This window comes from Ramlibacter sp. GS1-15 (assembly GCF_057785015.1).
In genome coordinates, this window is sequence record NZ_JBYNTU010000001.1 from 2,183,785 (window position 1) to 2,210,373 (window position 26,589).

Annotated in this window: 25 protein-coding genes; 15 read left to right on the forward strand and 10 right to left on the reverse strand. The window is 68.2% G+C overall.

Annotated features, from left to right (window positions below; all coding sequences use genetic code 11):
• The first annotated feature begins 190 nt into the window (after positions 1-190).
• From AC3EF3_RS10945 to AC3EF3_RS10955, 3 genes are all read left to right on the forward strand, one after another.
• Positions 191-628 carry an SWIB/MDM2 domain-containing protein gene (locus AC3EF3_RS10945; protein WP_488532179.1) on the forward strand — a complete coding sequence of 146 codons (438 nt, stop codon included), beginning with the start codon at positions 191-193 and terminating at the stop codon, positions 626-628.
• A gap of 67 nt (positions 629-695) precedes the next feature.
• Positions 696-2,150, forward strand: coding sequence for a TldD/PmbA family protein (locus AC3EF3_RS10950; protein WP_488532180.1), 1,455 nt, complete (start codon positions 696-698; stop codon positions 2,148-2,150).
• A complete protein-coding gene (locus AC3EF3_RS10955; protein WP_488532181.1) occupies positions 2,150-3,472 on the forward strand; it encodes a metallopeptidase TldD-related protein in 1,323 nt (440 codons plus the stop codon). Before AC3EF3_RS10950 ends, AC3EF3_RS10955 begins: the two co-directional genes overlap by 1 nt.
• Here the strand turns inward: AC3EF3_RS10955 and AC3EF3_RS10960 are convergent.
• Positions 3,462-5,153 carry a thiamine pyrophosphate-binding protein gene (locus tag AC3EF3_RS10960; protein WP_488532182.1) on the reverse strand — a complete coding sequence of 564 codons (1,692 nt, stop codon included), beginning with the start codon at positions 5,151-5,153 and terminating at the stop codon, positions 3,462-3,464. The genes AC3EF3_RS10955 and AC3EF3_RS10960 overlap by 11 nt on opposite strands.
• A gap of 36 nt (positions 5,154-5,189) precedes the next feature.
• Between AC3EF3_RS10960 and AC3EF3_RS10965 the strand changes: the two genes are divergently transcribed.
• From AC3EF3_RS10965 to AC3EF3_RS10995, 7 genes are all read left to right on the forward strand, one after another.
• The gene (locus tag AC3EF3_RS10965) at positions 5,190-5,840 is read left to right on the forward strand and encodes a TetR/AcrR family transcriptional regulator (RefSeq protein WP_488532183.1); all 651 of its coding nucleotides are present in this window, start codon (positions 5,190-5,192) and stop codon (positions 5,838-5,840) included.
• A 79-nt stretch (positions 5,841-5,919) separates the two neighbouring features.
• Positions 5,920-7,083: a Gfo/Idh/MocA family protein gene (locus AC3EF3_RS10970; protein WP_488532184.1), complete on the forward strand. Its 1,164-nt coding sequence runs from the start codon at positions 5,920-5,922 to the stop codon at positions 7,081-7,083.
• 7 nt (positions 7,084-7,090) lie between these two features.
• Positions 7,091-8,248: a dihydrodipicolinate synthase family protein gene (locus tag AC3EF3_RS10975; protein ID WP_488532185.1), complete on the forward strand. Its 1,158-nt coding sequence runs from the start codon at positions 7,091-7,093 to the stop codon at positions 8,246-8,248.
• Positions 8,249-8,270: 22 nt separating this feature from the next.
• Positions 8,271-9,230 (forward strand): Bug family tripartite tricarboxylate transporter substrate binding protein, encoded by a 960-nt coding sequence (locus AC3EF3_RS10980; protein ID WP_488532186.1) that lies wholly within the window; start codon positions 8,271-8,273, stop codon positions 9,228-9,230.
• 4 nt (positions 9,231-9,234) lie between these two features.
• Positions 9,235-9,918 carry an SDR family NAD(P)-dependent oxidoreductase gene (locus AC3EF3_RS10985; RefSeq protein ID WP_488532187.1) on the forward strand — a complete coding sequence of 228 codons (684 nt, stop codon included), beginning with the start codon at positions 9,235-9,237 and terminating at the stop codon, positions 9,916-9,918.
• 1 nt (position 9,919) lies between these two features.
• Positions 9,920-10,801 (forward strand): NAD(P)-dependent oxidoreductase, encoded by an 882-nt coding sequence (locus AC3EF3_RS10990; RefSeq protein WP_488532188.1) that lies wholly within the window; start codon positions 9,920-9,922, stop codon positions 10,799-10,801.
• Positions 10,794-11,672, forward strand: coding sequence for a sugar phosphate isomerase/epimerase family protein (locus AC3EF3_RS10995; protein ID WP_488532189.1), 879 nt, complete (start codon positions 10,794-10,796; stop codon positions 11,670-11,672). The genes AC3EF3_RS10990 and AC3EF3_RS10995 overlap by 8 nt, the downstream gene beginning before the upstream one ends.
• A gap of 1 nt (position 11,673) precedes the next feature.
• Here AC3EF3_RS10995 and AC3EF3_RS11000 read toward each other — a convergent pair whose 3' ends face one another.
• Positions 11,674-12,198, reverse strand: coding sequence for a bactofilin family protein (locus AC3EF3_RS11000; RefSeq protein ID WP_488532190.1), 525 nt, complete (start codon positions 12,196-12,198; stop codon positions 11,674-11,676).
• Positions 12,199-12,524: 326 nt separating this feature from the next.
• On the opposite strand from AC3EF3_RS11000, the gene AC3EF3_RS11005 reads away from it, so the two are divergent.
• Entirely contained in the window at positions 12,525-13,130 is a 606-nt protein-coding gene (locus AC3EF3_RS11005; RefSeq protein WP_488532191.1) for a hypothetical protein, read from the forward strand.
• Here the strand turns inward: AC3EF3_RS11005 and AC3EF3_RS11010 are convergent.
• Genes AC3EF3_RS11010 through AC3EF3_RS11020 form a run of 3 tightly spaced genes read right to left on the reverse strand, consistent with a single transcriptional unit; the run spans position 13,124 to position 16,693 of the window.
• Positions 13,124-13,810 (reverse strand): general secretion pathway protein GspB, encoded by a 687-nt coding sequence (locus tag AC3EF3_RS11010; protein ID WP_488532192.1) that lies wholly within the window; start codon positions 13,808-13,810, stop codon positions 13,124-13,126. The two genes, AC3EF3_RS11005 and AC3EF3_RS11010, sit on opposite strands and share 7 nt — an antisense overlap.
• Before the next feature lie 6 nt (positions 13,811-13,816).
• Positions 13,817-15,442 carry an ExeA family protein gene (locus tag AC3EF3_RS11015; protein WP_488532193.1) on the reverse strand — a complete coding sequence of 542 codons (1,626 nt, stop codon included), beginning with the start codon at positions 15,440-15,442 and terminating at the stop codon, positions 13,817-13,819.
• Between the two features lie 21 nt (positions 15,443-15,463).
• Positions 15,464-16,693 (reverse strand): MFS transporter, encoded by a 1,230-nt coding sequence (locus tag AC3EF3_RS11020; protein ID WP_488532194.1) that lies wholly within the window; start codon positions 16,691-16,693, stop codon positions 15,464-15,466.
• A 72-nt stretch (positions 16,694-16,765) separates the two neighbouring features.
• Here AC3EF3_RS11020 and AC3EF3_RS11025 point away from each other — a divergent pair, with 72 nt between their 5' ends.
• Entirely contained in the window at positions 16,766-17,587 is an 822-nt protein-coding gene (locus AC3EF3_RS11025) for an AraC family transcriptional regulator (RefSeq protein ID WP_488532195.1), read from the forward strand.
• On the opposite strand, the gene AC3EF3_RS11030 is transcribed toward AC3EF3_RS11025, so the two are convergent.
• Genes AC3EF3_RS11030 through hutC form a run of 5 tightly spaced genes read right to left on the reverse strand, consistent with a single transcriptional unit; the run spans position 17,584 to position 22,219 of the window.
• Positions 17,584-18,969 carry a formimidoylglutamate deiminase gene (locus AC3EF3_RS11030; protein WP_488532196.1) on the reverse strand — a complete coding sequence of 462 codons (1,386 nt, stop codon included), beginning with the start codon at positions 18,967-18,969 and terminating at the stop codon, positions 17,584-17,586. The two genes, AC3EF3_RS11025 and AC3EF3_RS11030, sit on opposite strands and share 4 nt — an antisense overlap.
• The gene (gene hutG, locus AC3EF3_RS11035; RefSeq protein ID WP_488532197.1) at positions 18,959-19,759 is read right to left on the reverse strand and encodes an N-formylglutamate deformylase; all 801 of its coding nucleotides are present in this window, start codon (positions 19,757-19,759) and stop codon (positions 18,959-18,961) included. The genes AC3EF3_RS11030 and hutG overlap by 11 nt, the downstream gene beginning before the upstream one ends.
• On the reverse strand, positions 19,756-20,961 hold the full coding sequence (hutI, locus tag AC3EF3_RS11040) for an imidazolonepropionase (protein WP_488532198.1): 1,206 nt from the start codon (positions 20,959-20,961) through the stop codon (positions 19,756-19,758). Before hutI ends, hutG begins: the two co-directional genes overlap by 4 nt.
• The gene (locus AC3EF3_RS11045; protein WP_488532199.1) at positions 20,958-21,512 is read right to left on the reverse strand and encodes a HutD/Ves family protein; all 555 of its coding nucleotides are present in this window, start codon (positions 21,510-21,512) and stop codon (positions 20,958-20,960) included. The genes hutI and AC3EF3_RS11045 overlap by 4 nt, the downstream gene beginning before the upstream one ends.
• Positions 21,509-22,219, reverse strand: coding sequence for a histidine utilization transcriptional repressor HutC (gene hutC / locus AC3EF3_RS11050; RefSeq protein WP_488532200.1), 711 nt, complete (start codon positions 22,217-22,219; stop codon positions 21,509-21,511). The genes AC3EF3_RS11045 and hutC overlap by 4 nt, the downstream gene beginning before the upstream one ends.
• Before the next feature lie 77 nt (positions 22,220-22,296).
• On the opposite strand from hutC, the gene hutU reads away from it, so the two are divergent.
• From hutU to AC3EF3_RS11065, 3 genes are read left to right on the forward strand one after another with little or no spacing between them, the layout of a single operon-like run.
• Complete coding sequence (gene hutU, locus AC3EF3_RS11055; protein WP_488532201.1) at positions 22,297-24,000, forward strand: urocanate hydratase; 1,704 nt, start codon at positions 22,297-22,299, stop codon at positions 23,998-24,000.
• Positions 23,997-25,547: a histidine ammonia-lyase gene (gene hutH / locus AC3EF3_RS11060; protein WP_488532202.1), complete on the forward strand. Its 1,551-nt coding sequence runs from the start codon at positions 23,997-23,999 to the stop codon at positions 25,545-25,547. Before hutU ends, hutH begins: the two co-directional genes overlap by 4 nt.
• A gap of 27 nt (positions 25,548-25,574) precedes the next feature.
• Positions 25,575-26,519 (forward strand): ABC transporter substrate-binding protein, encoded by a 945-nt coding sequence (locus AC3EF3_RS11065; protein WP_488532203.1) that lies wholly within the window; start codon positions 25,575-25,577, stop codon positions 26,517-26,519.
• Positions 26,520-26,589: the final 70 nt, after the last annotated feature.

Below are 26,589 nucleotides of genomic sequence, written 5' to 3' on the forward strand. Positions count from 1 at the left end.
TGTGGCTCTGCCTCTGGCTCCCTCCCCAGAGGGAAATCGAGCCTTCTCCAGAGTGAGAAAAACGCGACGCCAGAGGAGAAAACCGCTTTTTCCCCTTGGAAACGCGTTTTTTCTCCAGTAGCATCCGCACTGCCGGAGGGGGCGGACGCTCTCGAAGGTGGTCAATCAACTTCTAGAAGGAAATCAAGTCATGGCAACTGCGAAGAAAGCTGCGAAGAAGGCCCCGGCCAAGAAGGCCGCTGCGAAGAAGGCTCCGGCGAAGAAGGCCCCGGCGAAGAAGGCCGCCGCCAAGAAGGCCCCGGCGAAGAAGGCCGCGCCCGCCAAGAAGGCTGCTGCCAAGAAGGCCGCGCCCGCCAAGAAGAAGGCTCCTGCGAAGAAGCGCACCCCGAACGCCGCGTTCATGAAGCCGCTGACCCCCAGCCCGCAACTCGCGGCCGTGGTGGGCAACAGCCCGATGCCGCGCACGGAAGTGGTCAGCAAGCTGTGGGCCTACATCAAGAAGAACAAGCTGCAGGACAACGTGAACAAGCGCATGGTCAACGCCGACGAGAAGCTGCGCGCGATCTTCGGCAAGGCCCAGGTCTCGATGTTCGAGATGGCCGGCCTGATCGGCAAGCACGTGAAGTAAACGAGGCGCCTGCGCTTCCACCAAGGCCGGTGCGAACCGGCCTTTTTCGTTTCTGCACAATCACGCCATGCATTCATTCGAGGAACTGGCCCGGCGCTGCGCGCCCGCGGCCGATGACTGGTCCGTGCGACTGGTGACCCAGCAATCCGAGCAGCTGCAGGTGCGGCGCGACGTGCCGCAATCGCCGCAACGTGAGCGCGACAACGGTGTCATGGTGAGCGTAGTCATCGAAGGGGCGCTGGGCTACAGCGCGACCAGCGACATCTCCGAGGCGGGCCTGCGGGCCGCGTTCGCGCGTGCGCAGGATCTGGCCCGCGCCAGTGCGGGCCGCAGCGTGTTCGACTACCGCAAGGTGGACCGGCCGCACTTGCAGGGCCGGTACCGGTCGCCGAACGAGCGGCCCACCGCGAGTCTCTCGCTGGGCGAGAAGTTCGACATGCTGCGCGAGGTCTGCGCCAGCGCCAACCTCGGTGACGAGATCGTCGACCGCACGGCGAGCCTGTGGACCATGCACACCGAACAGCTGTACCTCACGCCGGACGGCGGACGCATCGAACAGACCTGGGATTTCGTCATTCCCACCATCATGGCCGTGGCCAGCGCCGACGGCGACACGCAGGTGCGCAGCTCCGCCGGGCAATACAACGGCTTCTGCCAGCAGGGCGGCCTCGAGGTGCTCGAGCGCGCGCGTTTTCTCTCCGATGGCCCGCGGGTCGCGCGCGAGGCGATCGAGCTCGTTCACGCGCCCAACTGCCCCTCGGGCGAGATGGATGTGCTGCTGATGCCCGACCAGATGATGCTGCAGATCCACGAGAGCATCGGGCACCCGCTGGAACTCGATCGCATCCTGGGCGACGAACGCAACTTCGCCGGCACGAGCTTCGTCACGCTCGACATGTTCGGCCACTTCCAGTACGGCAGCCTGCTGCTGAACGTGAGCTACGCGCCCGACGTGCACGCCCAGTTCGCGAGCTTCGCCTTCGACGACGACGGCGCGCCCGCGAAGCGCGAATGGATCATCAAGGACGGCATCCTGCTGCGTCCGCTGGGCGGCACGGTGTCGCAGGCGCGCGCGAAGGAACTGCGCGCGGGCATTTCGGGCGTGTCCACGGCGCGCGCGAGCAGCTGGAACCGCCCGCCCATCGACCGCATGAGCAACCTCAACATCGAGCCGGGCACGTCGACGCTCGAGGAGATGATCGCGAGCATCGACCAAGGCGTGATGATGCACACCAACTCGTCGTGGAGCATCGACGACTCGCGCAACAAGTTCCAGTTCGGCTGCGAATACGGCCGGATGATCCGCAAGGGCCGGCTCGCCGAAGTGGTGAAGCGCCCCAACTACCGGGGCATCTCGTCCAGCTTCTGGCGCTCGCTCGCGATGGTCGGCAACGAGGGCACGTTCGAGGTGATGGGCACGCCGTACTGCGGCAAGGGCGAACCCAACCAGGTGATCCGCGTGGGCCACGCGGCGCCGGCGTGCAAGTTCGGGAAGGTCGCCGTGTTCGGGGGAGCCCACTGATGCGCAGGGAGTTCGAACAGCTCGCGACGGCCGTCTGCGTACAGGACGCGGCGGTCGACCGCACGATGCTGCACTGGGCCGCTGAAGCCAGCGACTTCATCCGCTTCAACCACGCGCAGGTGCGGCAGGCCACCCACGTCGCTCAGCGTTACGGGACGGTATCCGTTGTGCGCGGCGCGCGGCAGGCCACGGTGTGCGTCAGCCTGTCCGGCGACCTGCAAGCGGACACGCAGGCCCTGCTGGCCCAGCGCGAGCGCCTCATCGAGGAACTGCCTCTCGTGCCCGAGGACCCGTACCTGCTGCTGCCCGAAGAGATCAACAACACCGAGCGCGATGCGGCCGGCCGCCTGCCCGATGCGCGCCAGGTGATCGACGCTGTGGCGCTGCACGGCAGGGAGACGGACCTCGTCGGCTTCTACGCCGGCGGGCCGATCGCCCGCGGCTTCGCCGACAGCCGCGGCCAGCGCAACTGGCATCGCGTGGAAAGCTTCCACTTCGAGTGGTGCCTGTACCGCTCGGGTGACCAGGCGGTGAAGTCGTCGTACGCCGGCACCATGTGGGACGAGACGGCGCTCGCCGCGCGCATGTCGGCGGCACGCGAGCAACTGGCCCTGCTCGGCCGGCCGGTGAAGACGCTCGCGCCGGGCAACTACCGCGTGTACTTCAGCCCGGTCGCCGTCGCCGACCTGCTCGGCACCTTGAGCTGGGGTGGCTTCGGCCATAAGGATCTGCAGACCGGCGTCAGCACCCTGGTCCGCGCGCATCGCGGGCAGGCGAAGTTCAACGAAGCGGTGACGCTGGTCGAGGCGGCGGGCGAAGGCATCGCGCCGCGCTTCCAGCCGGACGGTTTCGTCAAGCCCGCGTCCGTGACGCTCGTGAACGGCGGCGAGGTCGCGCAGACGCTCGTCTCGCCTCGCAGCGCACGCGAATACGGCGTGCCGGCGAATGGCGCCAATTCCTACGAGAGCCCCGAATCGCTCGCGATGGCCGGCGGCACCCTCGCTGCCGGCGACGCGCTCGAAGCATTGGGCACAGGCGTGTACATCAGCGACCTGCACTACCTGAACTACAGCGATCGCCAGGCCTGCCGGATGACCGGGATGACCCGCTTCGCCTGCTTCTGGGTGGAGAACGGGCGCATCGCGGCGCCGATCGGCGTGATGCGATTCGATGATTCGCTGCTGCGCATGTTCGGCGAAGGGCTCGTGGCGCTGACGCACGACGCCGAACTGGTGCCGGACAACTCGACCTATGGCCAGCGCGCGCTGCGCAGCGTGACGGCACCCGGCGCCATCGTCGAAGGCTTCCGCTTCACGCTTTGAGCTTTTGCAGCGCGGCCTCGCGGATCGCACTGAGCGTCCCGCGCGTGGTGATGACCTCCGCATCGAGCATCACCTCGATCAGGGTGCCCTGCCTGCGCTCGAGCGCCGCGATGAACTCGGGCTCGAACTGCTCGGTCTTCGCGATGCGCACGCCGGCCCAGCCGTAGGCACGCGCGAGCGCGGCGAAGTCGGGGTTCGCGAGGTCCGAGCCGCTCACGTGGCCGGGGAACTCGCGCTCCTGGTGCATCCGGATGGTGCCGTAGGTGCCGTTGTTCAGCAGCACGATGATGCTCTTCGCACCGAACTGCGCGGCCGTCGCGAGCTCCTGGCCGTTCATCAGGAAATCGCCGTCACCCGCGATCGTGAAGGCGGTGCGGCCGCTGACGATGTTCGCCGCGATGCCCGCGGGCACACCGTAGCCCATGGCGCCCACCGTCGGCGCGAGCTGCGTCTTGAATCCTTTGGCGAGCCCGTGATGCCTGAAAAAGCGATGCACCCAGCTCGCGAAGTTGCCGGCGCCGTTCGTGAGCACGGCGTCTTCGGGCAGGTGCTTTTGCAGGACGGCGACGATGGCCGGCATGTCGATATCGCCCGGCAGCTTTTGGGGCACGAGGTTCGCTTCGTAGTCGGCATGGGCGGCTTCGGTCCACGCGGCCCACGGGATGTCGGTGGGCGCCGCCAACACCTCGAGCGACCGCGCCGCCGCGTTCATCGTCGCGTTGATCGCGAGATCGGCCTGGTACACGCGATTGAGTTCTTCCGCGCTCGCGTGGATGTGCACCAGCTTCTGCTTCGGCTTCGGCGGCGTGAGCAGCGTGTAACCGCTCGTGGTCATTTCCCCCAGACGCGGGCCGATCGCGATGACGAGGTCCGCCTCCTTGATGCGCGCGGCGAGCTTCGGATTGAGGCCGATCCCCACATCGCCGGCGTACAGCGGATGGTGGTTGTCGAAGGTGTCCTGGAAGCGGAAGGCGTTGCCCACGGGCAGCTTCCAGTTCTCGGCGAAACGCTGCAGCGCTTGCGCGGCCTGCGCCGTCCAGCCGCCGCCACCGGCGATCACGAACGGCTGCCTGGCCCGCAACAGCAGCTCGCGCAGCTCACGCAAGGCGCCCGGATCGCTCCAGGCCTGCACCGGCTCCACACGGGGCGTGGGCCGCGCCGACGTCGCCTTCGTGAGCATGTCCTCGGGCAGCACGAGCACGACGGGCCCGGGCCGCCCGTTCATCGCCGTGGCAAACGCACGCGCGACGTACTCGGGGATGCGGTCGGGATCGTCGATGCGCTCGACCCGCTTGGCCATGCCCTTCGTGCTCGGGCCGAAGAAGCTCTCGTAATCGACTTCCTGGAAGGCCTCGCGGTCGCGCTGGTCGCTCGCGACGTCGCCGACGAAGAGCACCATCGGCGTCGAATCCTGGAATGCCGTGTGCACGCCGATGGACGCATTCGTCGCGCCGGGCCCGCGCGTGACGAAGCAGATGCCCGGGCGCCCCGTGAGCTTGCCTTGCGCCTCGGCCATGTAGGCCGCGCCGCCCTCCTGCCTGTTGACAATGAACTTGATCCTGTCGCGATACGCGTGGAAGCCATCGAGCACCGCGAGGTAGCTCTCGCCCGGCACCCCGAACGCGTGGGTGACGCCCTGGGCGACAAGGCATTCGACGATGAGGTGGCCGGCGATCTGCATATTGACTTTATTAACCGTATGGTGAATTATCGGCGCATGACGAGAGACACTGCCCCCGCCGCCGAGGAGCGCCAGCGCGATGCCGACCGCTCGCAAGGCGCCATCTTAGCGGCGGCACGCGACGAGTTCGCCGAGCTGGGCCTGGGCGGCGCGCGGGTGGACCGCATTGCCGAACGCGCCGGCGTGAACAAGCGGCTGATCTACTACTACTTCGAGGACAAGGAGAAGCTCTTCGAAGCCGTGCTGGAACAGGCTTACCTCGACATCCGCGAAGAGGAACGCAGGCTCCACCTGCTGGACCTGCAACCCGCCGAAGCGCTGCGCAAGCTCGTGGAGTTCACCTGGAACTACTACCTCGCGCATCCCGAGTTCCTCACCCTGCTCAACAGTGCGAACCTGCACAAGGCCCGGCACCTCGCCGAGTCCCGGCGGGCGCGCGAGCTGAACTCGCCGCTCATCGAAACACTGGGGCAGATCCTCGAGCGCGGCCGGCGCGAAGGCACCTTCCGCGGCGGCGTGGACCCGGTGCAGCTTTATGTCTCGATCGCGGGCCTGTCGTACTTCTACCTTTCCAACAACTACACGCTCTCGGCGATCTTCGGCCGCGACCTGATGTCCACCAAGGCCAGGAGCGAGCGCCTGTCGCACATGTGCGACGTGATCCTCGGCTACGTGCTGAGGTCGTGATTCCACCCTTCGCCTCTTGTGTGCGGCGAAGCTTTACCTATAATTCACCATCTAGTGAATTAAGCACCGCAGGAACCCCATGCCCACCCAGCGTCTCGGAATCATCATGCACGGCGTCACCGGACGCATGGGCATGAACCAGCACCTCATTCGCTCCATCGTCGCGATCCGCAAGGAAGGCGGTGTCGCGCTCTCCAATGGCGACAAGGTGATGCCCGACCCGATCCTGATCGGCCGCAACGCCGAGAAGATCGCCGCCCTGGCGAAGTCGCAAGGCATCGAGCGCTGGTCCACCGACCTCGACCAGGCGCTCAAGAACCCCGACGACACCATCTTCTTCGACGCGGGCACGACGCAGATGCGCCCTGCCCTGCTCGCCAAGGCGATCCGCGCCGGCAAGCACGTCTACTGCGAGAAGCCGATCGCGACGAACCTGAATGAAGCCGTGGAGATCGCCCGTCTCGCGCAGCAATCGGGCCTGAAGCACGGTGCCGTGCAGGACAAGCTGTTCCTGCCCGGCCTGCGCAAGCTGGACATGCTGCGTCGCGCCGGCTTCTTCGGCCGCATGCTGTCGCTGCGCCTGGAGTTCGGCTACTGGGTGTTCGAAGGCGACCTGCAGCCCATCCAGCGCCCGAGCTGGAACTACCGCACCGAAGACGGCGGCGGGATGATCCTGGACATGATGTGCCACTGGCGCTACGTGCTGGACAACCTGTTCGGCGAGGTGAAGTCCATCTCCTGCATCGCCGCGACCCACATCCCGCAACGCTGGGACGAAGCCGGCAAGCCGTACGTCGCCACGGCGGACGACGCCGCCTACGCGACGGCCGAACTCGTGGGCCACAACGGCGAGCCGGTGATCGCGCAGCTGAACATGTCGTGGGCCACGCGCGTGCGCCGCGACGACCTGGTCACCTTCCATGTCGACGGCACGCACGGCTCCGCGGTGGCGGGCTTGCAAAGCTGTGTCGCGCAATCGCGCGTGACGACGCCGCGGCCGGTGTGGAACCCGGACATCAAGCAGACGATGAACTTCTTCGACCAGTGGCAGGAAGTGCCGGACAGCCAGGTCTACGACAACGGCTTCAAGATCCAGTGGGAGCACTTCATCCGCCACGTCGTGGAGAACGCGCCTTACAAGTGGACGCTGCCCGAAGGTGCGAAGGGCGTGCAGCTGGTCGAGGCGGCCCTGCAAAGCTGGCACGAGCGGCGCTGGGTCGACGTGCCGGCCCTGAACGTCTGAGGCGGCGATGACGAGCTCGCTCTACCTGCCCGCGGCCAACGGGCGCATCGAACGCTACACGCTCACCGGCACGACGCCGGTACGCCCGCCCGAGGGCGTCAAGTTCAACCGCATCGCGTATTCGGCCGCGCACGTCGTGGCGGACCCCAAAGCCGCGATCGATCCGTGGCTGCAGTGCGCGGTGGATTGGGACGCGACCATCGGCTATCGCAGGCACCTGTGGTCGCTCGGGCTCGGCGTGGCCGAAGCCATGGACACGGCGCAGCGCGGCATGGGCCTGGACTGGCCGACGTCGCTCGAACTGATTCGCCGCTCGCTCGATGCGGCGCGCGACGTGCCCGGCGCGATCATCGCTTCGGGCTGCGGCACCGACCACCTCAACCTCGACGAGGTGAAGTCGGTCGACGACGTGATCCGCGGCTACGAGGAGCAGATGGCCGCCATCGAAAAACTCGGCGGCAAGTTGATCGTGATGGCCAGCCGCGCGCTGGCACGCGTGGCGAAGTCGCCCGCCGATTACGAACGGGTGTACGAACGGGTCCTCACCCAGGCGAAGCAGCCGGTCGTCCTGCACTGGCTGGGCGACATGTTCGACCCCGCGCTCGCCGGTTACTGGGGTTCCAGGGATGTCGATGCGGCGATGCAGACCGCGCTGGGCATCATCACCGCGCACGCGTCCAAGGTGGATGGCATCAAGATCTCGCTGCTGGACAAGGACAAGGAGATCGCCATGCGATCGCGCCTGCCCGCGGCCGTGCGCATGTACACGGGCGACGATTTCAATTACGCCGAGCTGATCGAGACCGGCAGCCACGCGCTGCTCGGCATCTTCGACGCGATCGCGCCCGCCGCGAGCGCCGCCCTGGGCGAACTCGCGCAAGGCAACGTCGACAAGTTCCACGCGATCCTCGGACCCACGGTGCGGCTGTCGCGCCACATCTTCCAGGCGCCCACGCGCTTCTACAAGACGGGCGTGGTGTTCATGGCCTGGCTCAATGGCCACCAGTCGCACTTCACGATGGTGGGCGGCCAGCAGAGCACCCGGTCGATCGTGCATTTCGCCGAGCTGTTCCGCCTGGCCGACCGCGCGAACCTGCTGGAACAACCCGACCTGGCCGTCAAACGCATGACCACGCTGCTCGCGTTGCACGGCGTCGAGAACTGAATCCCACCCAAGGAGACCCCGGATGATGGATCGAACGAAACGCGCCCTGCTGGCGCTCGGCCTGGCCCTCGCCTTCGGTGCCGGCGCGCAGACATGGCCCGCGCGGCCCGTGAAGATGGTCATTCCCTTCCCGCCCGGCGGCACGCTCGACACGGTCGGCCGGATGCTGGCGGAGAAGCTCCAGAGCCAGCTGGGCCAGCCCTTCATCGTGGAGAACCGGCCGGGGGGCAACGGCATCATCGGCGCCGACGTCGTCTCCAAGTCGCAGCCGGACGGCTACACGCTGCTGTTCAACGCGTCCACCTTCGTGACGGCGCCGATGACGATGAAGTCGGTGCCTTATGACGTCACTCGCGACTTCGCTCCCGTCGCGCTCGTCGCGAAAGCGCCGCTGTCGGTCGCGATCAACAAGGACCTGCCCGTCAAGGACATCAAGTCGCTGATCGCTTACGGCAAGGCGAACCCGGGCAAGATGACGTTCGCCGTCGGCTCGGTCGGCTCGGCGGGCCACCTCGCCACCGAGCTGCTCAAGAAGAGCACGGGCATCGACTACACCGTCGTCCCCTACAAGGGCACGGCGCCCGCCTTCCAGGACCTGATCGGCGGCCAGATCGCCGGCTTCATCGACCCGATCCTCGGCTCGCTTCAGTACCACAAGAGCGGCATGCTGCGCGTGATCGCGGTGACCTCCGGCGCACGCGCAGCCAGCCTGCCCGACGTCCCCACGGTCGGCGAAACGATCCCCGGCTACGAGTTCTACAGCTGGTACGGCCTGTGGGCGCCGGCGAAGGTCTCGCCCGAGATCGTCAAGCGCCTGAACGCCGAAGTGAACAAGGCGCTGGCGACCGACATGCGCGACAAGCTCGTGCAGCAAGGCCTCGTGCTCACGCCGGGTTCCGTGGACGACTTCGCGCGTTTCCAGAAGGAAGACATGGCGAGGTCGCAGAAGATCATCACCGAAGGCCACATCCGTGTCGAGTGAGCCGATGCGCGCGGTCGTGACCGGGACGAGCTCCGGCATCGGCCGTGCCATCGCGCGGGCGTTGATCGCGCAAGGCTGGCACGTGCAGGGGCTGGATGTCGCGCCGCCCTCGCTCGAGGCCCGGGGCTTCGAACATCGCACGGTCGATCTCACGGGCGGCGTGGCCGTCGACGCGGCGGCGCATGCCGTATCGGGCGCACAAGGCTTCGTGCACGCGGCCGGCGTGCTGCGCACCGGACGCGCCGGCGAGTTGGACCCGGACCACGGCGCGCTGATGTGGCGTTTGCACGTCGACGCCGCGGCGCGGCTGGCGAACGTGCTGCTGCCGGCCATGGCACAGGCGCGCATGGGTCGCGTCGTGCTCGTGGGCAGCCGCGTTGCGCGAGGCAGCCCGGGCCGCAGCCAGTACGCCGCGACGAAGGCGGCGCTGGTTGCGATGGCGCGCAGCTGGGCGATCGAACTCGCGCCGCAAGGCGTGACGGTGAACGTCGTCTCGCCCGCCGCGACGCGCACGGGCATGTTGCAGGACCCCAAGCGCCAGTCCGTCACGCCGCAACTGCCGCCGATCGGCCGCTTGATCGAACCCGAAGAGGTCGCCTCGCTCGTCGCGTACCTTCTGTCGCCCGCTGCCGCCGCGATCACCGGCCAGGAGATCAACGTCTGCGGCGGCTCGTCGCTGGGGGCGTGACATGGCGGGCAAACGCAACGTCGGTCTCGTCGGGCTGGGGCTCGTGGGCCAGGCGCTTGGCAAACGCCTGCGTGAGCAAGGCTGGCGCACGACAGGGTTCGATGTTCGCGCCGAAGCCTGCGATGCGTTCAAGGCCGCGGGCGGCGAGGTCGCGAAATCGCTGAAGGATCTGGGCCGCACTTGCAGCGAAGTGGTCCTGGCCGTGTTCGACACGCGCGGTGTGATCGACGTGCTCGAGTCACCCGGTGCACTGCTCGACGCCGGCCATTGCGTGGAAGGCGTCGTCGATTGCTCCACCGGCTCGCCCGACGAACTCGAGCAGCTCGCCAGCCGCCTGGCCGCGCGGAACATCGACTTGATCGAGTCGCCGCTCTCCGGCTCCAGCGAGCAGATCGCCGCCGGCGAGGCGGTCGCACTGCTGGGCGGCGATGGCGAAGTCATCGCGCGCCACGCCGACCTGCTCTCTAGCCTCTCGATGCAACGGATCCATGTGGGCGCCGCGGGCGCCGGCGCTCGCGCCAAGCTCGCAACCAACCTCGTGCTGGGCCTCAATCGCGCGGTGCTCGCCGAAGGCATGGCTTTCGCCGAGGCGCTGGGCATCGAACCCGCGTTGTTCCTGAAACTCGTGCTGGCGACGCCGGCGAGGTCGGCCGCCGCCGAGGTGAAGGGGCCGCTGATGGTGGCGCGCGACTTCGCGCCGCGTTCGCGCGTGCGCCAGCACCTCAAGGACGTCGACCTGATGCTGGTTGCCGCGCGACAAGCCGGCCTGGCCCTGCCCTTTTCCGAAACCCACGCGCGCCTGATGCGCGAAGCCGTCGCCGCGGGCGAGGGCGAACTCGACAACGCAGCCATCCTGCTGCGGCTGCTGAAAAAACATGCGTGACTTTTCCAACGATCACCGCTGGCTCTCGATCAACACGGCGACGATCCGCAAAAGCGGGGGCATCGAGCTGCCCCTGCCCGACATCATCGAGTCCTGCGTCAGGCGCGGCATCCGCGCGATCTCGCCCTGGCGCGACCAGGTGCAGGCCGCGGGCCTCGCGAACGTCTCGAAGCTCGTGAAGGCGCACGGCCTGGAACTGTCGGGCTATTGCCGCGGCGGCATGTTCCCCGCGTCCACGCCGGAAGGCCTGCGCGCGGCGCACGACGACAACCGGCGCGCGGTGGACGAAGCGCGCGAGCTGAATGCGAAATGCCTGGTGCTGGTGGTCGGCGGGCTGCCGGGCGCGATGGCGGGCAAGGCCGAGAGCAAGGACATCGCCGGCGCTCGCACGCAGGTGCGCGACGGCATCGCCACGCTGCTGGAATACTCGCGTTCGGCCGGCATGCCGCTCGCCATCGAGCCTCTGCACCCCATGTACGCGGCCGACCGCGCCTGCGTCAACACGATGGAGCAGGCACTCGACATCTGCGACGCCCTCGACCCGTCACGCAGCGGCGCGCTCGGCGTCGCGTGCGATGTCTATCACGTGTGGTGGGATCCGAAACTGCAGGCACAGATCGCGCGCGCCGGCCGGGAACGCCTGCTGGCGTTCCACGTCTGCGACTGGCTGGTTCCCACCACCGACCTGCTGCTCGACCGCGGCATGATGGGCGACGGTGTCCTCGACATCCGCCGCATCCGCGGCTGGGTGGAAGCCGCCGGGTTCGACGGCTACAGCGAGGTGGAGATCTTCTCCGAGCGCAACTGGTGGCAGCGCGAGCACGGCGAAGTGCTCGACACCTGCATCCAGCGGCACAACACCGCTGTTTGACTTACGCGTTCGCGACGCGCAGGTTCTTGCTGTCGGCCGCGCGCGTGGCGGTGGCACCCGCCTCGATCTCGCCGGACAGCTGGCCGCCCTCTTCGATCACGACCTTGCCGTAGCGGATCTTGCCGGTGACCTTGCCGGTCGAGAAGATCGTGAGCTTCTGGCGCACGGTGAGGTTGCCTTCGAACTGGCCGCGGATTTCCGCAACGTCGATCTCGCAGGACCCCTTGAACGAACCGCGCTCGGAAATCTGGATCACGCGCGAATCCATCGTGGCTTCGACCGAACCCTCGACCACGAGCGTGTCGCAATCGGTGATCTCGACGCCCTTCAGCTTGATGTTCGGGCCGACGGTCAGCTTGCTCTCGCCTTCCTTGCCGGGCGCGGTGTTGGCCGCGGGGGTCGCCGGGGCGGCCGTGGCCGCGACGATGCCGGTGTGGCCGCTCGCGGCGGCGGCATTGGGGCTGGTGGTGCCGCGCACGTTCGTGTTTTCCTCGCGCTTGTTGAAGAAGGGGGATTGCAGTGCCATGGGGTACTTCCTGAAGAAAGATGGGCTTTGAAGAAGAAGAGCTGCCGATGCTACGGACGACCTAGCCGCCTGCAAAGTCGAAGAACGCAAGTTCGGTAACCGAATTCGTGGCCGCGTACCGACTCGACGACACGCATGTGAGACAAATTTCGCGTCGAACGTAAAGAGCCGTTGCGCGGCGAATGTCGTGCGGGCACAGTGGCCCGACACCAGAGGGGATTCACATGGGCTTTCGCCAGCGCCTTGCGGGGCTTTGCGTCACCGTCGCTGCCACTATCGCATGCGTATCCGCAGGGGCCGCCACGCCGCCCCCGCCCGCCGATACGATGGACACGTCGGCGTCGAACCTGATCGTCGTGCTGCGCGAATCGCGCGGCGAGAACAAGCAGGACGAGACGCTGCAACCGTATGGCCGCGTGACGGCGAAGATGCCGGACGGGCGCCGCGTCGAACTGGCCACCAGCTGGTACCAGTACCTCGGCGACATGCACATCCGGCTGGTGTTCGACGGCGGCCAGTCGCTGCAAAGCGCCGCGCCCAACGACCTCGAGCGCCTGAAGCTCACGCCAGAGGATGCGTTGGACGTCGCGGTGCGCAACCTGAGACGGATGTACGGGGCGCCCTCGGCGAAACCGTGGACGGGCGGCCTGATGCAGGTGCAGGGCGGCGCGCCGGACCTGGCCAGCAGCTATTTCCTGGACCGCGAGTTCTGGCTGGGCGTGCTGCGCGAACACCCGGAAGGCGTCGTCGCCGCGGTGCCGCAGCGGGGCGGCCTGGTGTTCGGCTCGGCGGGCGACGAGGATGCCATCGCCAACCTGCGCTTTTCCGCGGCGGCGCTGTACGCGGGCGCGGGCGGCGCCCGCGTGTCATCGGCCCTCTACCTGTTCAAGAACGGCCACTGGTCGATCTACCAGCCGCCGCAGGCTCAGTAAGTGACCGTGTAGCGCGCGCCGCGAAACTTCAGGATCGCCGTGCGCGGCTTGATCTCGTCGATGGCCAGGCCGGGCGCCACTTCGCTGCCCTCGTTGAACACCTGGCCGTTGACGATCAGCATGCGCTGTACCGGATTCGGTGAGTAGACGCCGCCGCTGATCGCCACGCGCGGCGCATCGGGCGGCAGGCCCGATACCGTGGAGACAGGCGCCGATCCGGCCGCGGTCGCCGCCGGCGCAGCAGGCGGCGGTGCAATGCGTGCGGGCGACGTCATGGGCGGAGCACCCATCCCGGGAGCGAGGACGGTCTGCCGTGGCCGCGGCGCGCGCATCTCCGGAGGCGGCGCGACCACCTCGGCGGCAGGCGGTGGCGGCTCGATGGCCGCGGCCGGTGCGGGCGCGGGCGGCGGGGTCCTGACCACGGCGCCCGCGGACGGTGCCGCTTCCGGCGGAGCACTCGCCATGACGGATGTCGCGGGGACGCCCTTGTCCTTCAGCAGGGACCAGCCGCCCCATCCGACCAATGCAAGCACCACGGCGCCCACGGCCCACCACCACAGCGGGCGCGCACTGGATGTGTCCGACGGGCCGAGCGGCGTGGGGTGCGCGTGGATGCCGCGCGAGGAGCCGCTTTCGCGCTGCGCATCGGCCTTGCGGAGGGCGTCGAGGATGTACGACATGGGCGGTCAGGGTTGCATCGCGAGGCGTGGTTCGTCCGCGCCGCCTGCGCGATTGAGTTGCATGTAGGTCATGGGGCCCGGCTGGCCGTCGCTCGGCACGCCCCGCGCCAGCTGGAACGCCCGCAGCTTCGACTTCAGTTGCGCATCGAAGGCCGCATGGCCCGTCGGCGCCGGCCGGCCATCGGCAGCGGCAAGCTGCGCGGCGATCCAGTCGAGCGTTTCGGCCCGCAGCTCACCGGGCGAATAGCCGGGCGGCGCCTTCCAGATCGTCGCGAACTCGCCTTGCCAGCGCGAGGCCAGCGCCGTGAGCGTGACGGTCTGCTCGGTACCGGCCGCCCGCAGCGTCGCCGTGTCGCGCGTGAGCGCGGTGAGCACGGCGTAGCGGGGCTTGCCCTTTTCCGCGTCGAGCGTGACGATGCCGGGTCGGCCGAGTTCCCGGATCAGCGCCAGGTTCATCGTCTTCGTGAAGCATTGCAGTCGCTGCTTCGCGAGCGCGGAGCACGGCTCGCCTTCGAGCGCGTCGGCTTTCCATGCGGCGGCGAGCTCGCGCCAGGCTTCATCGGGATCGGCCAGCAGCCTGGGCGGTGCGGGCGGCGCAGCCGGTACCGAAGCCACGGCGACAGCGGGCACGGCCGCACTCGCCGCTACGCGGACCACCGACGCCGCCGCCGCCGGCGCTTGGGCTACAGGCCGCACCGGGGCTTTGTCGTCCAGCGCGAGCAGATGGGTCACGGCCGCATAAAGGCCTGCCCCCATCACCAGCCAGAGGCCGATCACGAGTGCCGTGGGCTGGCGCACCGGCGTGGCCAGTGCGGGGCGGCCGAAGACCTCCTCGCCCGCCTGGTTCACCACCTTGCGATCCACCGTCGCGCGCGAAGTGGCAAAGGCACCCAGCAACGCGCGGTCGCACAACAGGTTGATGCGTCGCGGCACGCCGCGCGAGATCTCGTGGATGCGGCGAATGGCCCGGGTCTCGAAGGGAAACGGCCGCTCCAGGCCCGCCACGTCCATGCGATGGCGGATGTACTGGTCGGTCTCCGCCGGCGTGAGCGCGCCCAGGTGAAAACGTGCGATCACGCGTTGCGCGAGCTGCTCGAGCTCCGGCCGCGCCAGCATCTGGCGAAGCTCGGGTTGCCCGATCAGGATGATCTGCAGGAGCTTGCGCTCCCGCGTCTCTAGGTTCGTGAGCAGCCGCAGTTGCTCCAGCACCTCGGCCGAGAGGTTCTGCGCCTCGTCGATGATCAGCACGTTGTTGCGGCCGGCCGCGTGCTGCTGCAGCAGGAAGTCGTTCAGGCGGTCGACGTACACCTTCACCGTCGGCGCCGCGCCCGTCTGCGGCACCGCGATGCGGAACTCCTCGCAGATCGACTGCAGCAGCTCGAAGGCCGTCAGCTTCGGGTTGAAGATGTAGGCGACGTTGCAGTCGGGCGGAATCTGCTCGAGGAACAGCCGGCACAGCGTCGTCTTGCCCGTGCCGATCTCGCCCGTGAGCAGCACGAAGCCACCGCCCCCGCCCAGACCGTACAACAGATGAGCGAGCGCCTCGCGGTGCCGCTCGCTCATGAACAGGTAATGCGGGTCCGGCGCGATCGAGAACGGCGGGCTCTTCAGGCCGAAGTACGCGGCGTACATGGCCCAAGCATAACCGCCGCCTCAGGCGGGTGCCAATGCGGTCCTGCGCACCCGCCGGACGTTGAACGCGCTCGTGATCAGCACGCCTTGCATCACGACCAGGCCGATCCACACGCCGACGTACCGGTGGTGATCCATCAGCGCGCCGAAGAAGAGCGGCGCCAGCGCCTGCCCGATGTCCAGGCCCGAATACACCACGCCGTACACGCGGCCGGTGGCGTTCTCGGGCGTCGACTTCTTCACCAGCAGGTCGCGCGACGGCGCCGCGATGCCGCTGGCGAACCCCATTGCTCCGAACAGCACGGGGACAGCGAAGGCCGGCACCGGCCCGATGCCGATCAGCAGGGCGACCAGCGCCGCCGCGCCGAAGCCGATACCGACGATGCGTTCGCAGCGCTCCGGATCCGCGGCGAGAAAGCCCCCCAGCACCATGCCCGCCGCGCCGCACACCATGTAGATGGTCAGGCACATGGCAGCGACGCCGACGGGCACGTCGTGGAGTTGCCGCGCGGCCTCGGGTGCGAACGCCTGGACCACGCTCAGCACCACGGCATAGAAGAAGAAAAACGCGAAGCACATCCATACGGCGGGAATGCGCAGGAAATCGAGCGTGGCCGCGGCCGGTGCGTCCTGCGTCCTGGGCGCGCTCGCCGGCAGGTCGAGCGTCGCGCGATTGAGCCACAGCACGGCGAGCACGACGAAGGCCAACCCGCCCGCGGCGCCCAGGGCCACACGCCACGAATAGGCGATCGCCAGCGGCACGACCACCGCAGGTGCCAGCGCCCAGCCCAGGCTGCCCGTGATGCCGTGCACGCTGTAGGCGTGGCCCAGGCGGGTCGCGCTCACCTTGCGATTGATGAGCGTGTAGTCGACCGGATGGAAAACACCGTTGCCCACGCCGGCGATGACGGCGCAGAACACCATCGACAGGTAGTCGTGGCTGAGCGAGTAGCCGAAAGCCGCCAGACCCAGGCACGCCAGCCCGCCGAACAGGATGGGCCGCGGCCCGAAGCGATCGACGAGGAACCCCGACATCGCCTGCACCGAGCATGAGACGACGAAGAACACCGTCATCAGGAAGCCCAGTTCGGTGTAGCTCGCGCTGAACGCGTCCTTCAGCCACGGAAAAAGCGGCGCCAGCAGCAGTTGGTTGAAGTGGCTGATCATGTGCGCGAGGCCCACCAGGCCGATCACGCCGGCGTCCCGGCGCAGGCCCGCAGGCGGCAGCGCGTTCGCGGTTGTCGTGCTCATGCCGGCCATCCTAAGTGCGCCGGCCATTTCCGAATTGCGACAGAACGCCAGCTTTTTGCGAAAATCCGCCAAGTGCCTCCCAGACCCTTCCGCGCCACGCCGCTCGGCGACACCGACGCGTTCCGCCCCACGCGGGCCCGACCGGTGCGCGTGCGCGCGCGCAGCCTGATCGCCGATTCGCACTTCGACCCGCACCGCCACGCCTGGTCGCAGCTCGCGTACTGCGCGGCGGGCATCCTGCAGGTGACGGCGCAGCGCTCGGGCCAGGGCGAGGACGAGGTCACCTACATCGTCCCGCCATCGCGCGCCGTGTGGATCGCGCCGGGCGCCCGCCATTCGGTGCACGTGCTGGAGGATGCGCAGTTCCGCACGCTCTACATCGACGCCTCGGCCACGCCCGCCGGCTGGAGCGGTTGCCGCGTGATCGTCGTGTCGCCGCTCCTGCGTGAACTGGTCGGCGCGCTGGATGCGCAGGCCATGTCCCGCGAACGCGAAGAGCGCCTCACGCATCTCGTGCTCGACGAGATCACCCACGCCGACATCCACGCGCTGGGCGTGCCGATGCCGAACGCGCAATCCGGCGACAAGCGGCTGCGTGCCTTGTGCGATGCGGTGCTGCGTGCGCCGGCGCAACGCTCGACCCTGGCCGGCTGGTCAGCGGCGTTCGGCGCCAGCGAGCGCACGATGGCGCGCCTGTTCCGCGAAGAGCTCGGCATCACCTACCAGCAATGGCGCCAGCAGGCGGTCCTCGCGCACGCCCTGCCCCTGCTCGCGCGCGGCACGCCCGTGAGCCATGTCGCCGCCGCGAGCGGTTATGCGAGCGACAGTGCGTTCACCGCGATGTTCAAGGCGGCGATGGGACAGCCGCCCAGCCAGTTCCTGGGGCGCGGCTAGGACCAGAGCTCTTTCATCGCCTCGCGCATGCCGCGCGCGAGTTCGGCGAGTGCGCCACCGGCAGGCGCCGGTTCGCCTCCGACATACACCTGCCTGAACCTCGATTCGGGCGACGAGAACACCAGTGCATCGAGCAGATGGTCATCCCGCACGCCTGCGAGTTCGGGCGCATCGCTGTCGACCACGATGAAGTCCGCCCGCTGGCCGACCGCGAGACCCGCCAGCGGCAGGCCCGCCGCGGCGCTGCCTCCCTCGAGCGCGCCCTGGAACAAGGCGGCCGCACTGCTTTCGGTGACGGCCGATGTCGCCGCCACGTTGCGCCGGCGGAGATTCAGCCGTTGCGAATATTCGAGCAGGCGCAGCTCCTCTCGCCAGCTGCGCGTGACGTGGCTGTCGGAGCCGATGGACCAGCTGCCGCTCTGCCCCATCCACGACGGCAGGTCGAAGATGCCGTCCCCCAGGTTCGCCTCGGTGCTCGGGCACAGCACGATGGCCGCACCGGTGCGCCGCAGGTCCGAAAGTTCCTGGGCCGTGCATTGCGTCGCATGCACCAGGTTCCAGCGCGGATCGACCGCGACCTGCGACAGCAGGAACTCCACGGGGGACTTCCCGTGTTCCGCGACGCAGTCCTCCACCTCGCGCCGCTGCTCGGCGATGTGGATGTGCACAGGCATGTGTTTCGCGGCGGTCGCGACCTCGCGCAATGCTCCCGCATCGACGGCACGCAGCGAGTGCAGCGCGATGCCCGGCGTGATGCGCGGGCTGATCGCTCCTTCACGCACAGCGGTTGCGATCCGCATCACCGATGACGGCGTGGACGCGAAGCGCCGCTGGTCCTCGCGCAATCCTTTCGCCGAGAAGCCCGAACGCATGTAAAGCGTGGGCAGCAGCGTGAGGCCGATGCCGGTTCGCTGCGCCGCACGCGCGAGCGCGCGCGACAGCTCGACCGGATCGGCGTAGGGCTTGCCGGCGATATCGTTGTGCACGTAGTGGAACTCGCAGACCTGCGTGTAGCCCGCCTGCAATAGTTCCGCGTAGAGGAACGCCGCCACGGCTTCGAGCTGTTCGGGCGTGATCCGGTTCGCCGCGCGGTACATGCGGTCGCGCCAGCTCCAGAAATCGTCCTCGCCGCCCGGACTGCGCTCCGCCAGCCCCGCCATCGCGCGCTGGAACGCGTGGCTGTGCGCATCGACGAGGCCGGGCAGCACCGGGCCATGCAGCCGGGTCGCACCGAAGTGCTCCGCCACGCTTGCACCAGGAAGGATGCGGGTCCAGTGGCCCTGCGTGTCCGCCTCGAGCAGCACGTCCCGCGCCCAGTTGCCGCGCACCCAGGCAAGAGGCGCGAAATACCGCCGATGCACCTCGGGCCGGTCAGCGGCCATACAGCGCCTCGCCCGTGACCAGCGCGGCCAGCACCATCTCGCGCACCACGGGCTGGATCGCGGCTGCGAGCTTCTCGTCGTAATCGAACGGCGCGCTTTCGCGCATGTAGAGGCTCTGGCACATCTCGAGCTGAACGGCGTGCACGTCCTGGGCCGGCCGGCCGTAATGCCGCGTGATGTAGCCGCCCTTGAAGCGCCCGTTCACCGCGTGCGTCACATGCGGGTTCCGGGCCGCCGCCAGCGCCACCGCTCTCGTGATCTTTTCGTGCGCACTCGCCTCGGCGGCCGTGCCGATGTTCAGGCCGGGCAGCTCCCCATCGAAGAGCCACGGGATGCGCGAGCGGATGCTGTGCGCGTCCCACAGCAATACGAATCCGTGCCGCGCGCAGATTCGCTCCAGTTCGGCTGCGAGCGCATCGTGGTACGGGCGCCAGTACGCGGCCAGCCGCCGCGCCCGCTCGGATGCATCCGGCTCGCGTCCGGGACGGTACAAGGGATCGCCCGTGAAGAAGCGCGTGGGGCACAGCTCCGTGTTCGACGCACCGGGGTACATCGGCGCGTCGTCCGGCGGGCGGTTCAGGTCGATGACGTAGCGTGACCAGCGCGGCTGGATCACGCTCGCGCCCATGGCGGGCAACCAGTCGTACAGCCGATCGAGGTGCCAATCCGTGTCTTCCACCTGCAGCGCGCGCGGCACGTAACGGTCGCGCAGGTCCTGGGGAATCTCCGTGCCCAGGTGCGGCATGCTCACCAGCAGCGCCGTGGTGCCCTGATGAAGCGTGTAGTTCATCGCGCTTCTCCTTCGAAAATCACCTGCCGGCACGGGTTCGCGCCCAGGGCATAGGCCAGCTGGGCGGGATGATCCGCATCCCACAGGACGAAGTTCGCGCGCTGGCCGGGTGCCAGCATCCCGCGGTCGGGCGCACCCAGTGCACGAGCCGCGTTGCGCGTCACGCCGGCCAAGGCCTCGACGGGTGTCAACCGGAAAAGGGTGCAAGCCATGTTCAACATCAGTAGGAGCGAGGTGCAGGGCGAGCTGCCCGGATTGCAGTCCGTGGAGATCGCGACCGGCACACGATGGCGGCGCAGCAGATCGACCGGCGGCAGGCGCGTTTCGCGCAGGAAATAGAACGCGCCCGGCAGCAGCACCGCGACGCTGCCCGCCTGCGCCATCGCCGCCGCGCCGTCCTCGCCCAGCCACTCGAGGTGGTCGCAGCTGAGCGCACCGTATTTCGCCGCCAGCCGCGCGCCCCCGCTGTCGCTCAACTGCTCCGCATGCAGCTTCACCGGCAAGCCGAGCGAGTGGGCTTCAGCGAACACCTTGTCCGTCTGCTGCGGCGTGAATGCGATGCGCTCGCAGAAGGCATCGACCGCATCGACGAGGCCCTCGCGATACAGCTCCCGCAGCATGCGGATCACCTCGTCGATGTAATCGTCGCCGCGGCCGGCGAACTCGGGGGGCAGCGCATGCGCACCCAGGAAGGTGGTGTGGACTTCGACCCGGTGCTTCTCGCCCAGCACCCGCGCCACCCGCAGGCACTTGCGTTCGTACTCGAGCGCAAGGCCGTAGCCCGACTTGATCTCGACCGTCGTCACGCCCTCGGCCATGAGATCACGCAGACGCCTGCCGCTTTGCACGAGCAGCGCGTCTTCGTTCGCCGCGCGCGTCGCCGAGACGGTCGACGCGATCCCGCCACCGCTGCGTGCGATCTCTTCGTAGCTTGCGCCGTTCAGCCGCATCTCGAATTCGCTCGCGCGATCGCCGCCGTACACGAGGTGCGTGTGGCAGTCGATCAGCCCCGGCGTGACGAGCGCCCCGTCGCATTCGTGCGTGAATTCGGAAAGCTCGCGCCACTCGCGCGGAATGTCGCGATCGCGCCCGACCCAGGCGATGTGCGCGCCGTCCACCACGATGGCGGCGTCGTCGACCAGGCCGTAGCCCTCGCCCTGCATCGTTGCGGCGCGCAGGTGGGTCCAGATCTGGACGGTCATGGCGCAGCCTCGATCCACAGCGCGCCTGGCGTATCGAGATCGATGCGCTCGTCCTGCGGCACGACGTTCCAGGCCAGCGTGCGCGGCGGCACGACGATCCGCACTTCCACGGCCAGAAAGGCAATCTCGTGGTCATGCGAATAGACGCCGACCAGCGAGCCCTTGCGGCAGGCGACCTCGTTGCGCCCCGCGATCCGCCGCAGCGCACCCTCGCGGCCGCGCAGCATCAGGTTGAAATCCTGCGTGGTCCCGCCGACCCGTTCGCATTCGACCCGCGCGCCGCCGTCGAAGCGAAGCGGCTCGTCCACTTTCCCGAGCCGATGCCCTTGCCCGTCCACGCGCAAGGTCACGCCTTCACCCGACAACACCGCGAACCAGCGCGCGATGCCCGAATAGGCCGAGAACGGCCCGTCCTGCGCGATCTCCGCGACGGACACGCGCACGCTCCAGTCGTCCTTGTGCGGCCACGCGAGCAGCTCGCGCGTCGTGCCGCCGCCGTTGCGCCACGGCATCGGAAAGACTTCATCGAGACGGACTTCGTGCCAGTTCATGCCTGAAACTGCCCTGCGAAACTGTAGCGCGACCCGGGATAGACGAGCCGCGCCACGCTCGCCACATGCGCACCGCTCACGGTCCTGCGTCGCATCACCAGGCAGGGATCGCTGCGCTTGATGCCGAGCTGCCTGGCCTCCTCGGCCGTGGGCAGGCACGCTTCGATCGAGTAGCTCGCCTCCGTCAGCGGCGCGTGGCGCAACAGGTGCAGCGTCGGCGAGGTCTGGGTGAAATCGGTGTCCAGGTAGGTCGGCGCAGCCGCCGGGTTGACGTAGCGCTCCTCGTACTGGATGGGAACGCCGTTCTCCATATGGATCAGCACGGTATGGAACAGCGTGGAGCCCGTGCGCAGCTCGAAGGCACGCGCGAGCTGAGCATCGGCTTTCAGTTTGCCGACATGGAGCACACGCGCGGTATGGACGTGCCCGCGCTCCTCGACCTCCTCGTGGATGTCGCGGATCGTCAGGCGCGACGAGATGCGGTGCAATTGCGCCACCGTCGTGCCCGAGCCCTGCACGCGGTGCACGAGCCCTTCGGTGGCTAGCTCGCGCAAGGCGCGGTTCACGGTCATGCGGCTCACGCCGAACTGCTCCATCAGCGCGGCCTCGCTCGGCACCGGGTCGCCAGGGCGCCACTCGCCGCTCGCGATGTGCCCCCGGATCCACGCTTTCACCTGCTCGTAGGCAGGCAGGTCGTTGTTGCCCATGGGAGGCGAGCATACCCCAGTTGACACAAGTTGTATAGACAACTACGATGCGCCCAATTTCAAGGCCAGGAGCCGTCATGTCCGACCTGTCTCGATCCCGCTTCCTCGACAGCAAGCCGCGCACGGTGCGCGCGCCGCAAGGCCCGCAGCTCTCCTGCGCCGACTGGCAGATCGAGGCGGCTTACCGCATGATCCAGAACAACCTGGACCCGGCCGTGGCGGAGAACCCGGGCGAGCTGGTGGTCTATGGCGGCATCGGCAAGGCCGCGCGCAACTGGCCCTGCTTCGACGCGATCCTCGATTCGCTGAAGAAGCTCCGGCCCGACGAAACCCTGCTCATCCAGTCGGGCAAGCCGGTCGGCGTGTTCCGCACGCATGGGGGCGCGCCGCGCGTGCTGATCGCCAACTCCAACCTCGTGCCGAAATGGGCGACGTGGGAGCACTTCAACGAGCTCGATCGCGCGGGCCTGATGATGTTCGGCCAGATGACCGCCGGCAGCTGGATCTACATCGGCACGCAAGGCATCGTGCAAGGCACGTACGAGACCTTCGCCGAAGCGGGCCGCCAGCATTTCAACGGCGACCTCGCCGGCCGATGGGTGCTCACCGCGGGGCTGGGCGGCATGGGCGGCGCGCAACCGCTCGCGGCCTCGTTCGCTGGCGCATGTTCGCTCAACATCGAATGCCAACAAAGCCGCATCGACTTCCGCCTGCGCACGAAGTACCTCGACAAGCAGGCCAGGGACCTCGATGAGGCGCTGCAACTGATGCGGCACCATACCTCGCGCAAGGAAGCGGTGTCGATCGGCCTGTGCGGCAATGCGGCGGAACTCGTGCCGCAGCTGGTCGAACGTGCGAAGGCCGGCGGCATCCGGCCCGACATCGTCACCGACCAGACGTCCGCCCACGACATCATCAACGGCTACCTGCCGATCGGCTGGAGCGTCGAGCAGTGGCAAGCCGCGCAGAAGGACCCGTCGCAGCACGCGCGGCTGAAGCAGGCGGCCGGCGAGTCGTGCGCCACGCACGTGCGCGCGATGCTCGAGTTCCACGCGATGGGCATTCCCACGGTCGATTACGGCAACAACCTGCGCCAGGTCGCGAAGGACTTCGGCGTGGCGAACGCTTTCGACTATCCCGGCTTCGTGCCCGCCTACATCCGCCCGCTCTTCTGCCGGGGCATCGGGCCATTCCGCTGGGTCGCGCTCTCGGGCGATCCGGAAGACATCCGCAAGACCGACGCCAAGATGAAGGAACTGTTCCCCGGCAACACGCACCTGCACCGCTGGATCGACATGGCCGAAAGCCGCATCGCCTACCAGGGCCTGCCCGCGCGCATCTGCTGGATCGGCCTGGGCGAGCGGCACAAGGCGGGGCTCGCTTTCAACGAGATGGTGAAGAACGGCGAGCTCAAGGGCCCGATCGTGATCGGCCGCGACCACCTGGACAGCGGCTCCGTCGCCTCGCCCAACCGCGAGACCGAAGCGATGAAGGACGGCAGCGACGCCATCAGCGACTGGCCGCTGCTCAACGCCCTGCTCAATACGGCGAGCGGCGCGACCTGGGTGAGCTTCCACCACGGCGGCGGCGTCGGCATGGGGTACTCGCAACATGCCGGCGTGGTCATCGTGTGCGACGGCACGCCCGAAGCCGCGCAGAAGATCGAACGCGTGCTGTGGAACGACCCGGCGACGGGCGTGATGCGCCACGCCGATGCGGGTTACGACATCGCCGTCGACTGCGCGCGCGAACACGGCCTGAAGCTGCCGATGCTCGGATGACGATGGAGCGCATCTGCCCCGGCGAGCTGACGCTCGCGCAACTGCAGCGCCTGTGCGGCGCCGAGCGCGTGCAGGTCGAGCTCGACCCGGCCTGTCGCGGCAACATCCGCGCGAGCGCGGACCTGGTCGCACGCGCCGCGCAGAGCGATGCGCCCGTCTACGGCGTGAACACCGGCTTCGGCAAGCTCGCGACAAAGCGCATCCCGCGCGCCGACCTCGCGCTGCTGCAACTGAAACTCCTGCGCTCCCACGCGGTGGGCGTCGGCGAGCCGCTGTCCGAGCCCGTCGTGCGCCTGGTGATGCTGCTCAAGGCGGCCAGCCTGGCGCGCGGCTTCTCCGGCGTGCGCGAGGCAGTGATCGACACGCTGATCGCATTGCACAACGCCGGAATCACACCGGTGATTCCTTGCCAGGGCTCGGTCGGCGCGTCGGGCGACCTGGCGCCCCTCTCGCACATGTCGCTGCCGCTGGTCGGCGAAGGCGAGGTGTTCTTCCGCGGCGAGCGCATGCCGGCGGCTTCCGCGCTGAAGCAATGCGGCATCGCGCCGGTGCAGCTCGGCGCCAAGGAGGGCTTGGCCCTCATCAACGGCACACAGGTCTCGGCGGCGCTGGCGCTCGATGCCCTGCTCGCGGCCGACCGCCTGTTCGAATCGGCCGTCGTCGCGGGCAGCCTCACGCTCGATGCCGCGCGCGGGAGCGACGCGCCCTTCGATCCGCGCATCCACGCGGTGCGCGGCCAGCCGGGGCAGATCGATTGCGCGGCAGCTTATCGTGCGCTGATGGTCGGCAGCGACATTCGCGCGTCGCACCTGGAGAACGACGACCGCGTGCAGGACCCGTACTGCCTGCGCTGCCAGCCGCAGGTGATGGGCGCGTGCCTGGACCAGATGCGCTACGCCGCCCAGGTGCTGGTGCGCGAGGCCAACGCCGTCACGGACAACCCGCTCGCCTTCCCCGAGGACCAGGGCCTCATTTCGGGCGGCAATTTCCACGCGGAGCCGGTGGCGCTCGCGGCCGACGCGCTGGCCGTGGCGATCGCCGAGATCGGCGCGATCTCCGAGCGGCGCATCGCGATGCTGATCGATACCGTCATCTCGCGCCTGCCGCCCTTTCTCACGCCCGAGCCGGGACTGAACTCCGGTTTCATGATCGTGCACGTGACGGCGGCGGCGCTCGCCTCCGAGAACAAGTCGCTCGCGCACCCGGCCAGCGTGGACAGCCTGCCGACCTCCGCCAACCAGGAGGACCATGTGAGCATGGCGACCTTCGCGGCGCGCCGCCTGTCCGCGATGCTGAAGAACACGGCGCACATCGTCGCCATCGAGCTGCTCGCGGCCGCACAGGGCATCGAATTCCTGCGGCCGCTGAAAAGTGCGCCCGCGCTGGAAAACGTGCTGCGCCTCGTGCGCAGCTGCTCGCCCGCGATGATGCAGGACCGCAGCCTCGCGCGCGACATCGAGGCGGTGCACCACCTCGTCGCCGCCGGCGACGTCGGACACGCGATCGAAGCGCAGATTCCGGAACTGCAGGCATTGAAGTTGCATTGAGCCATTGATCTCAACCAGGAGAAGACGATGAAAAAGCTATTCGCCCTCACCCTCATCGCGGCGGCGGCCATCACGGCGCACGCCCAGGACACCAAGGTCGCCATCGGCATCTCGGGCTGGACCGGCTTCGCGCCGCTCACGCTCGCCAAGGAAGCCGGCATCTTCAAGAAGCACGGCCTGGATGTGACGATCAAGAAGATCCCGCAGAAGGACCGGCACCTGGCCATCGCTTCGGGTGACGTGCAATGCGCCGCCACAACGGTGGAGACCTGGGTCGTGTGGAACGCGAATGGCGTCGCGACGACGCAGATCTTCCAGCTCGACAAGAGCTACGGGGCCGACGGCATGGTGGCGAAGCCCGCCATCGCGAAGATCGCCGACCTCAAGGGCAAGACCGTGGCCGCCGATGCGCCCGGCACCGCCGGCTACTTCGGCCTCGCCTGGATCCTGAAGAAGAACGGCCTGTCCGTGAAGGACGTGAAGGTCGTGAACATGGGCCCGCAGCCCGCCGCCAACGCGATGATCGCCGGCAACAACGACATCGATGCCGCGATGACATACGAGCCTTATCTCTCCGCCGTGCGCGCCAAGCCCGAGGCCGGCAAGATCATCGCGACCACGCTCGACTACCCCATGGTGATGGACACCTTCGGCTGCACGCCCAAGTTCCTTGCGGAACACCCGGCGGCGGCCAAGGCGCTGGCCGACAGCTACTTCGAAGCCGTGGAGATGATCGACAAGGAACCCAAGAGGAGCTACGAGATCATGGGTGCGGACGTGAAGCAGACGGGCGAGCAGTTCGCATCCAGCGCCAAGTACCTGCGCTGGCAGGACCGCGCCGCCAACCAGAAGTTCTTCGCCGGCGAGCACGCGCAGTTCAGCAAGGAAGCCGCCGACCTGCTGATGGAGATCGGGATCATCAAGCAGCTGCCGGACATGTCGAAGCTGGCGGACACGAGGTTCATCAAGTGACGCATGCATTGGCGCGACGCCACGAGCGCGTGCGTCATCCCGGCGCGGGCCGGGATCGCGGGCGCTCGAA

Excerpts from the sequence above, each read along its gene's own strand:
- AC3EF3_RS10945 (WP_488532179.1), top strand. The coding sequence starts at position 191 with ATGGCAACTGCGAAGAAAGCTGCGAAGAAGGCCCCGGCCAAGAAGGCC.
- AC3EF3_RS10950 (WP_488532180.1), top strand. The coding sequence starts at position 696 with ATGCATTCATTCGAGGAACTGGCCCGGCGCTGCGCGCCCGCGGCCGAT.
- AC3EF3_RS10955 (WP_488532181.1), top strand. The coding sequence starts at position 2,150 with ATGCGCAGGGAGTTCGAACAGCTCGCGACGGCCGTCTGCGTACAGGAC.
- AC3EF3_RS10960 (WP_488532182.1), bottom strand. The coding sequence starts at position 5,153 with ATGCAGATCGCCGGCCACCTCATCGTCGAATGCCTTGTCGCCCAGGGC.
- AC3EF3_RS10965 (WP_488532183.1), top strand. The coding sequence starts at position 5,190 with ATGACGAGAGACACTGCCCCCGCCGCCGAGGAGCGCCAGCGCGATGCC.
- AC3EF3_RS10970 (WP_488532184.1), top strand. The coding sequence starts at position 5,920 with ATGCCCACCCAGCGTCTCGGAATCATCATGCACGGCGTCACCGGACGC.
- AC3EF3_RS10975 (WP_488532185.1), top strand. The coding sequence starts at position 7,091 with ATGACGAGCTCGCTCTACCTGCCCGCGGCCAACGGGCGCATCGAACGC.
- AC3EF3_RS10980 (WP_488532186.1), top strand. The coding sequence starts at position 8,271 with ATGATGGATCGAACGAAACGCGCCCTGCTGGCGCTCGGCCTGGCCCTC.
- AC3EF3_RS10985 (WP_488532187.1), top strand. The coding sequence starts at position 9,235 with ATGCGCGCGGTCGTGACCGGGACGAGCTCCGGCATCGGCCGTGCCATC.
- AC3EF3_RS10990 (WP_488532188.1), top strand. The coding sequence starts at position 9,920 with ATGGCGGGCAAACGCAACGTCGGTCTCGTCGGGCTGGGGCTCGTGGGC.
- AC3EF3_RS10995 (WP_488532189.1), top strand. The coding sequence starts at position 10,794 with ATGCGTGACTTTTCCAACGATCACCGCTGGCTCTCGATCAACACGGCG.
- AC3EF3_RS11000 (WP_488532190.1), bottom strand. The coding sequence starts at position 12,198 with ATGGCACTGCAATCCCCCTTCTTCAACAAGCGCGAGGAAAACACGAAC.
- AC3EF3_RS11005 (WP_488532191.1), top strand. The coding sequence starts at position 12,525 with ATGGACACGTCGGCGTCGAACCTGATCGTCGTGCTGCGCGAATCGCGC.
- AC3EF3_RS11010 (WP_488532192.1), bottom strand. The coding sequence starts at position 13,810 with ATGTCGTACATCCTCGACGCCCTCCGCAAGGCCGATGCGCAGCGCGAA.
- AC3EF3_RS11015 (WP_488532193.1), bottom strand. The coding sequence starts at position 15,442 with ATGTACGCCGCGTACTTCGGCCTGAAGAGCCCGCCGTTCTCGATCGCG.
- AC3EF3_RS11020 (WP_488532194.1), bottom strand. The coding sequence starts at position 16,693 with ATGAGCACGACAACCGCGAACGCGCTGCCGCCTGCGGGCCTGCGCCGG.
- AC3EF3_RS11030 (WP_488532196.1), bottom strand. The coding sequence starts at position 18,969 with ATGGCCGCTGACCGGCCCGAGGTGCATCGGCGGTATTTCGCGCCTCTT.
- hutG (WP_488532197.1), bottom strand. The coding sequence starts at position 19,759 with ATGAACTACACGCTTCATCAGGGCACCACGGCGCTGCTGGTGAGCATG.
- hutI (WP_488532198.1), bottom strand. The coding sequence starts at position 20,961 with ATGACCGTCCAGATCTGGACCCACCTGCGCGCCGCAACGATGCAGGGC.
- AC3EF3_RS11045 (WP_488532199.1), bottom strand. The coding sequence starts at position 21,512 with ATGAACTGGCACGAAGTCCGTCTCGATGAAGTCTTTCCGATGCCGTGG.
- hutC (WP_488532200.1), bottom strand. The coding sequence starts at position 22,219 with ATGGGCAACAACGACCTGCCTGCCTACGAGCAGGTGAAAGCGTGGATC.
- hutU (WP_488532201.1), top strand. The coding sequence starts at position 22,297 with ATGTCCGACCTGTCTCGATCCCGCTTCCTCGACAGCAAGCCGCGCACG.
- hutH (WP_488532202.1), top strand. The coding sequence starts at position 23,997 with ATGACGATGGAGCGCATCTGCCCCGGCGAGCTGACGCTCGCGCAACTG.
- AC3EF3_RS11065 (WP_488532203.1), top strand. The coding sequence starts at position 25,575 with ATGAAAAAGCTATTCGCCCTCACCCTCATCGCGGCGGCGGCCATCACG.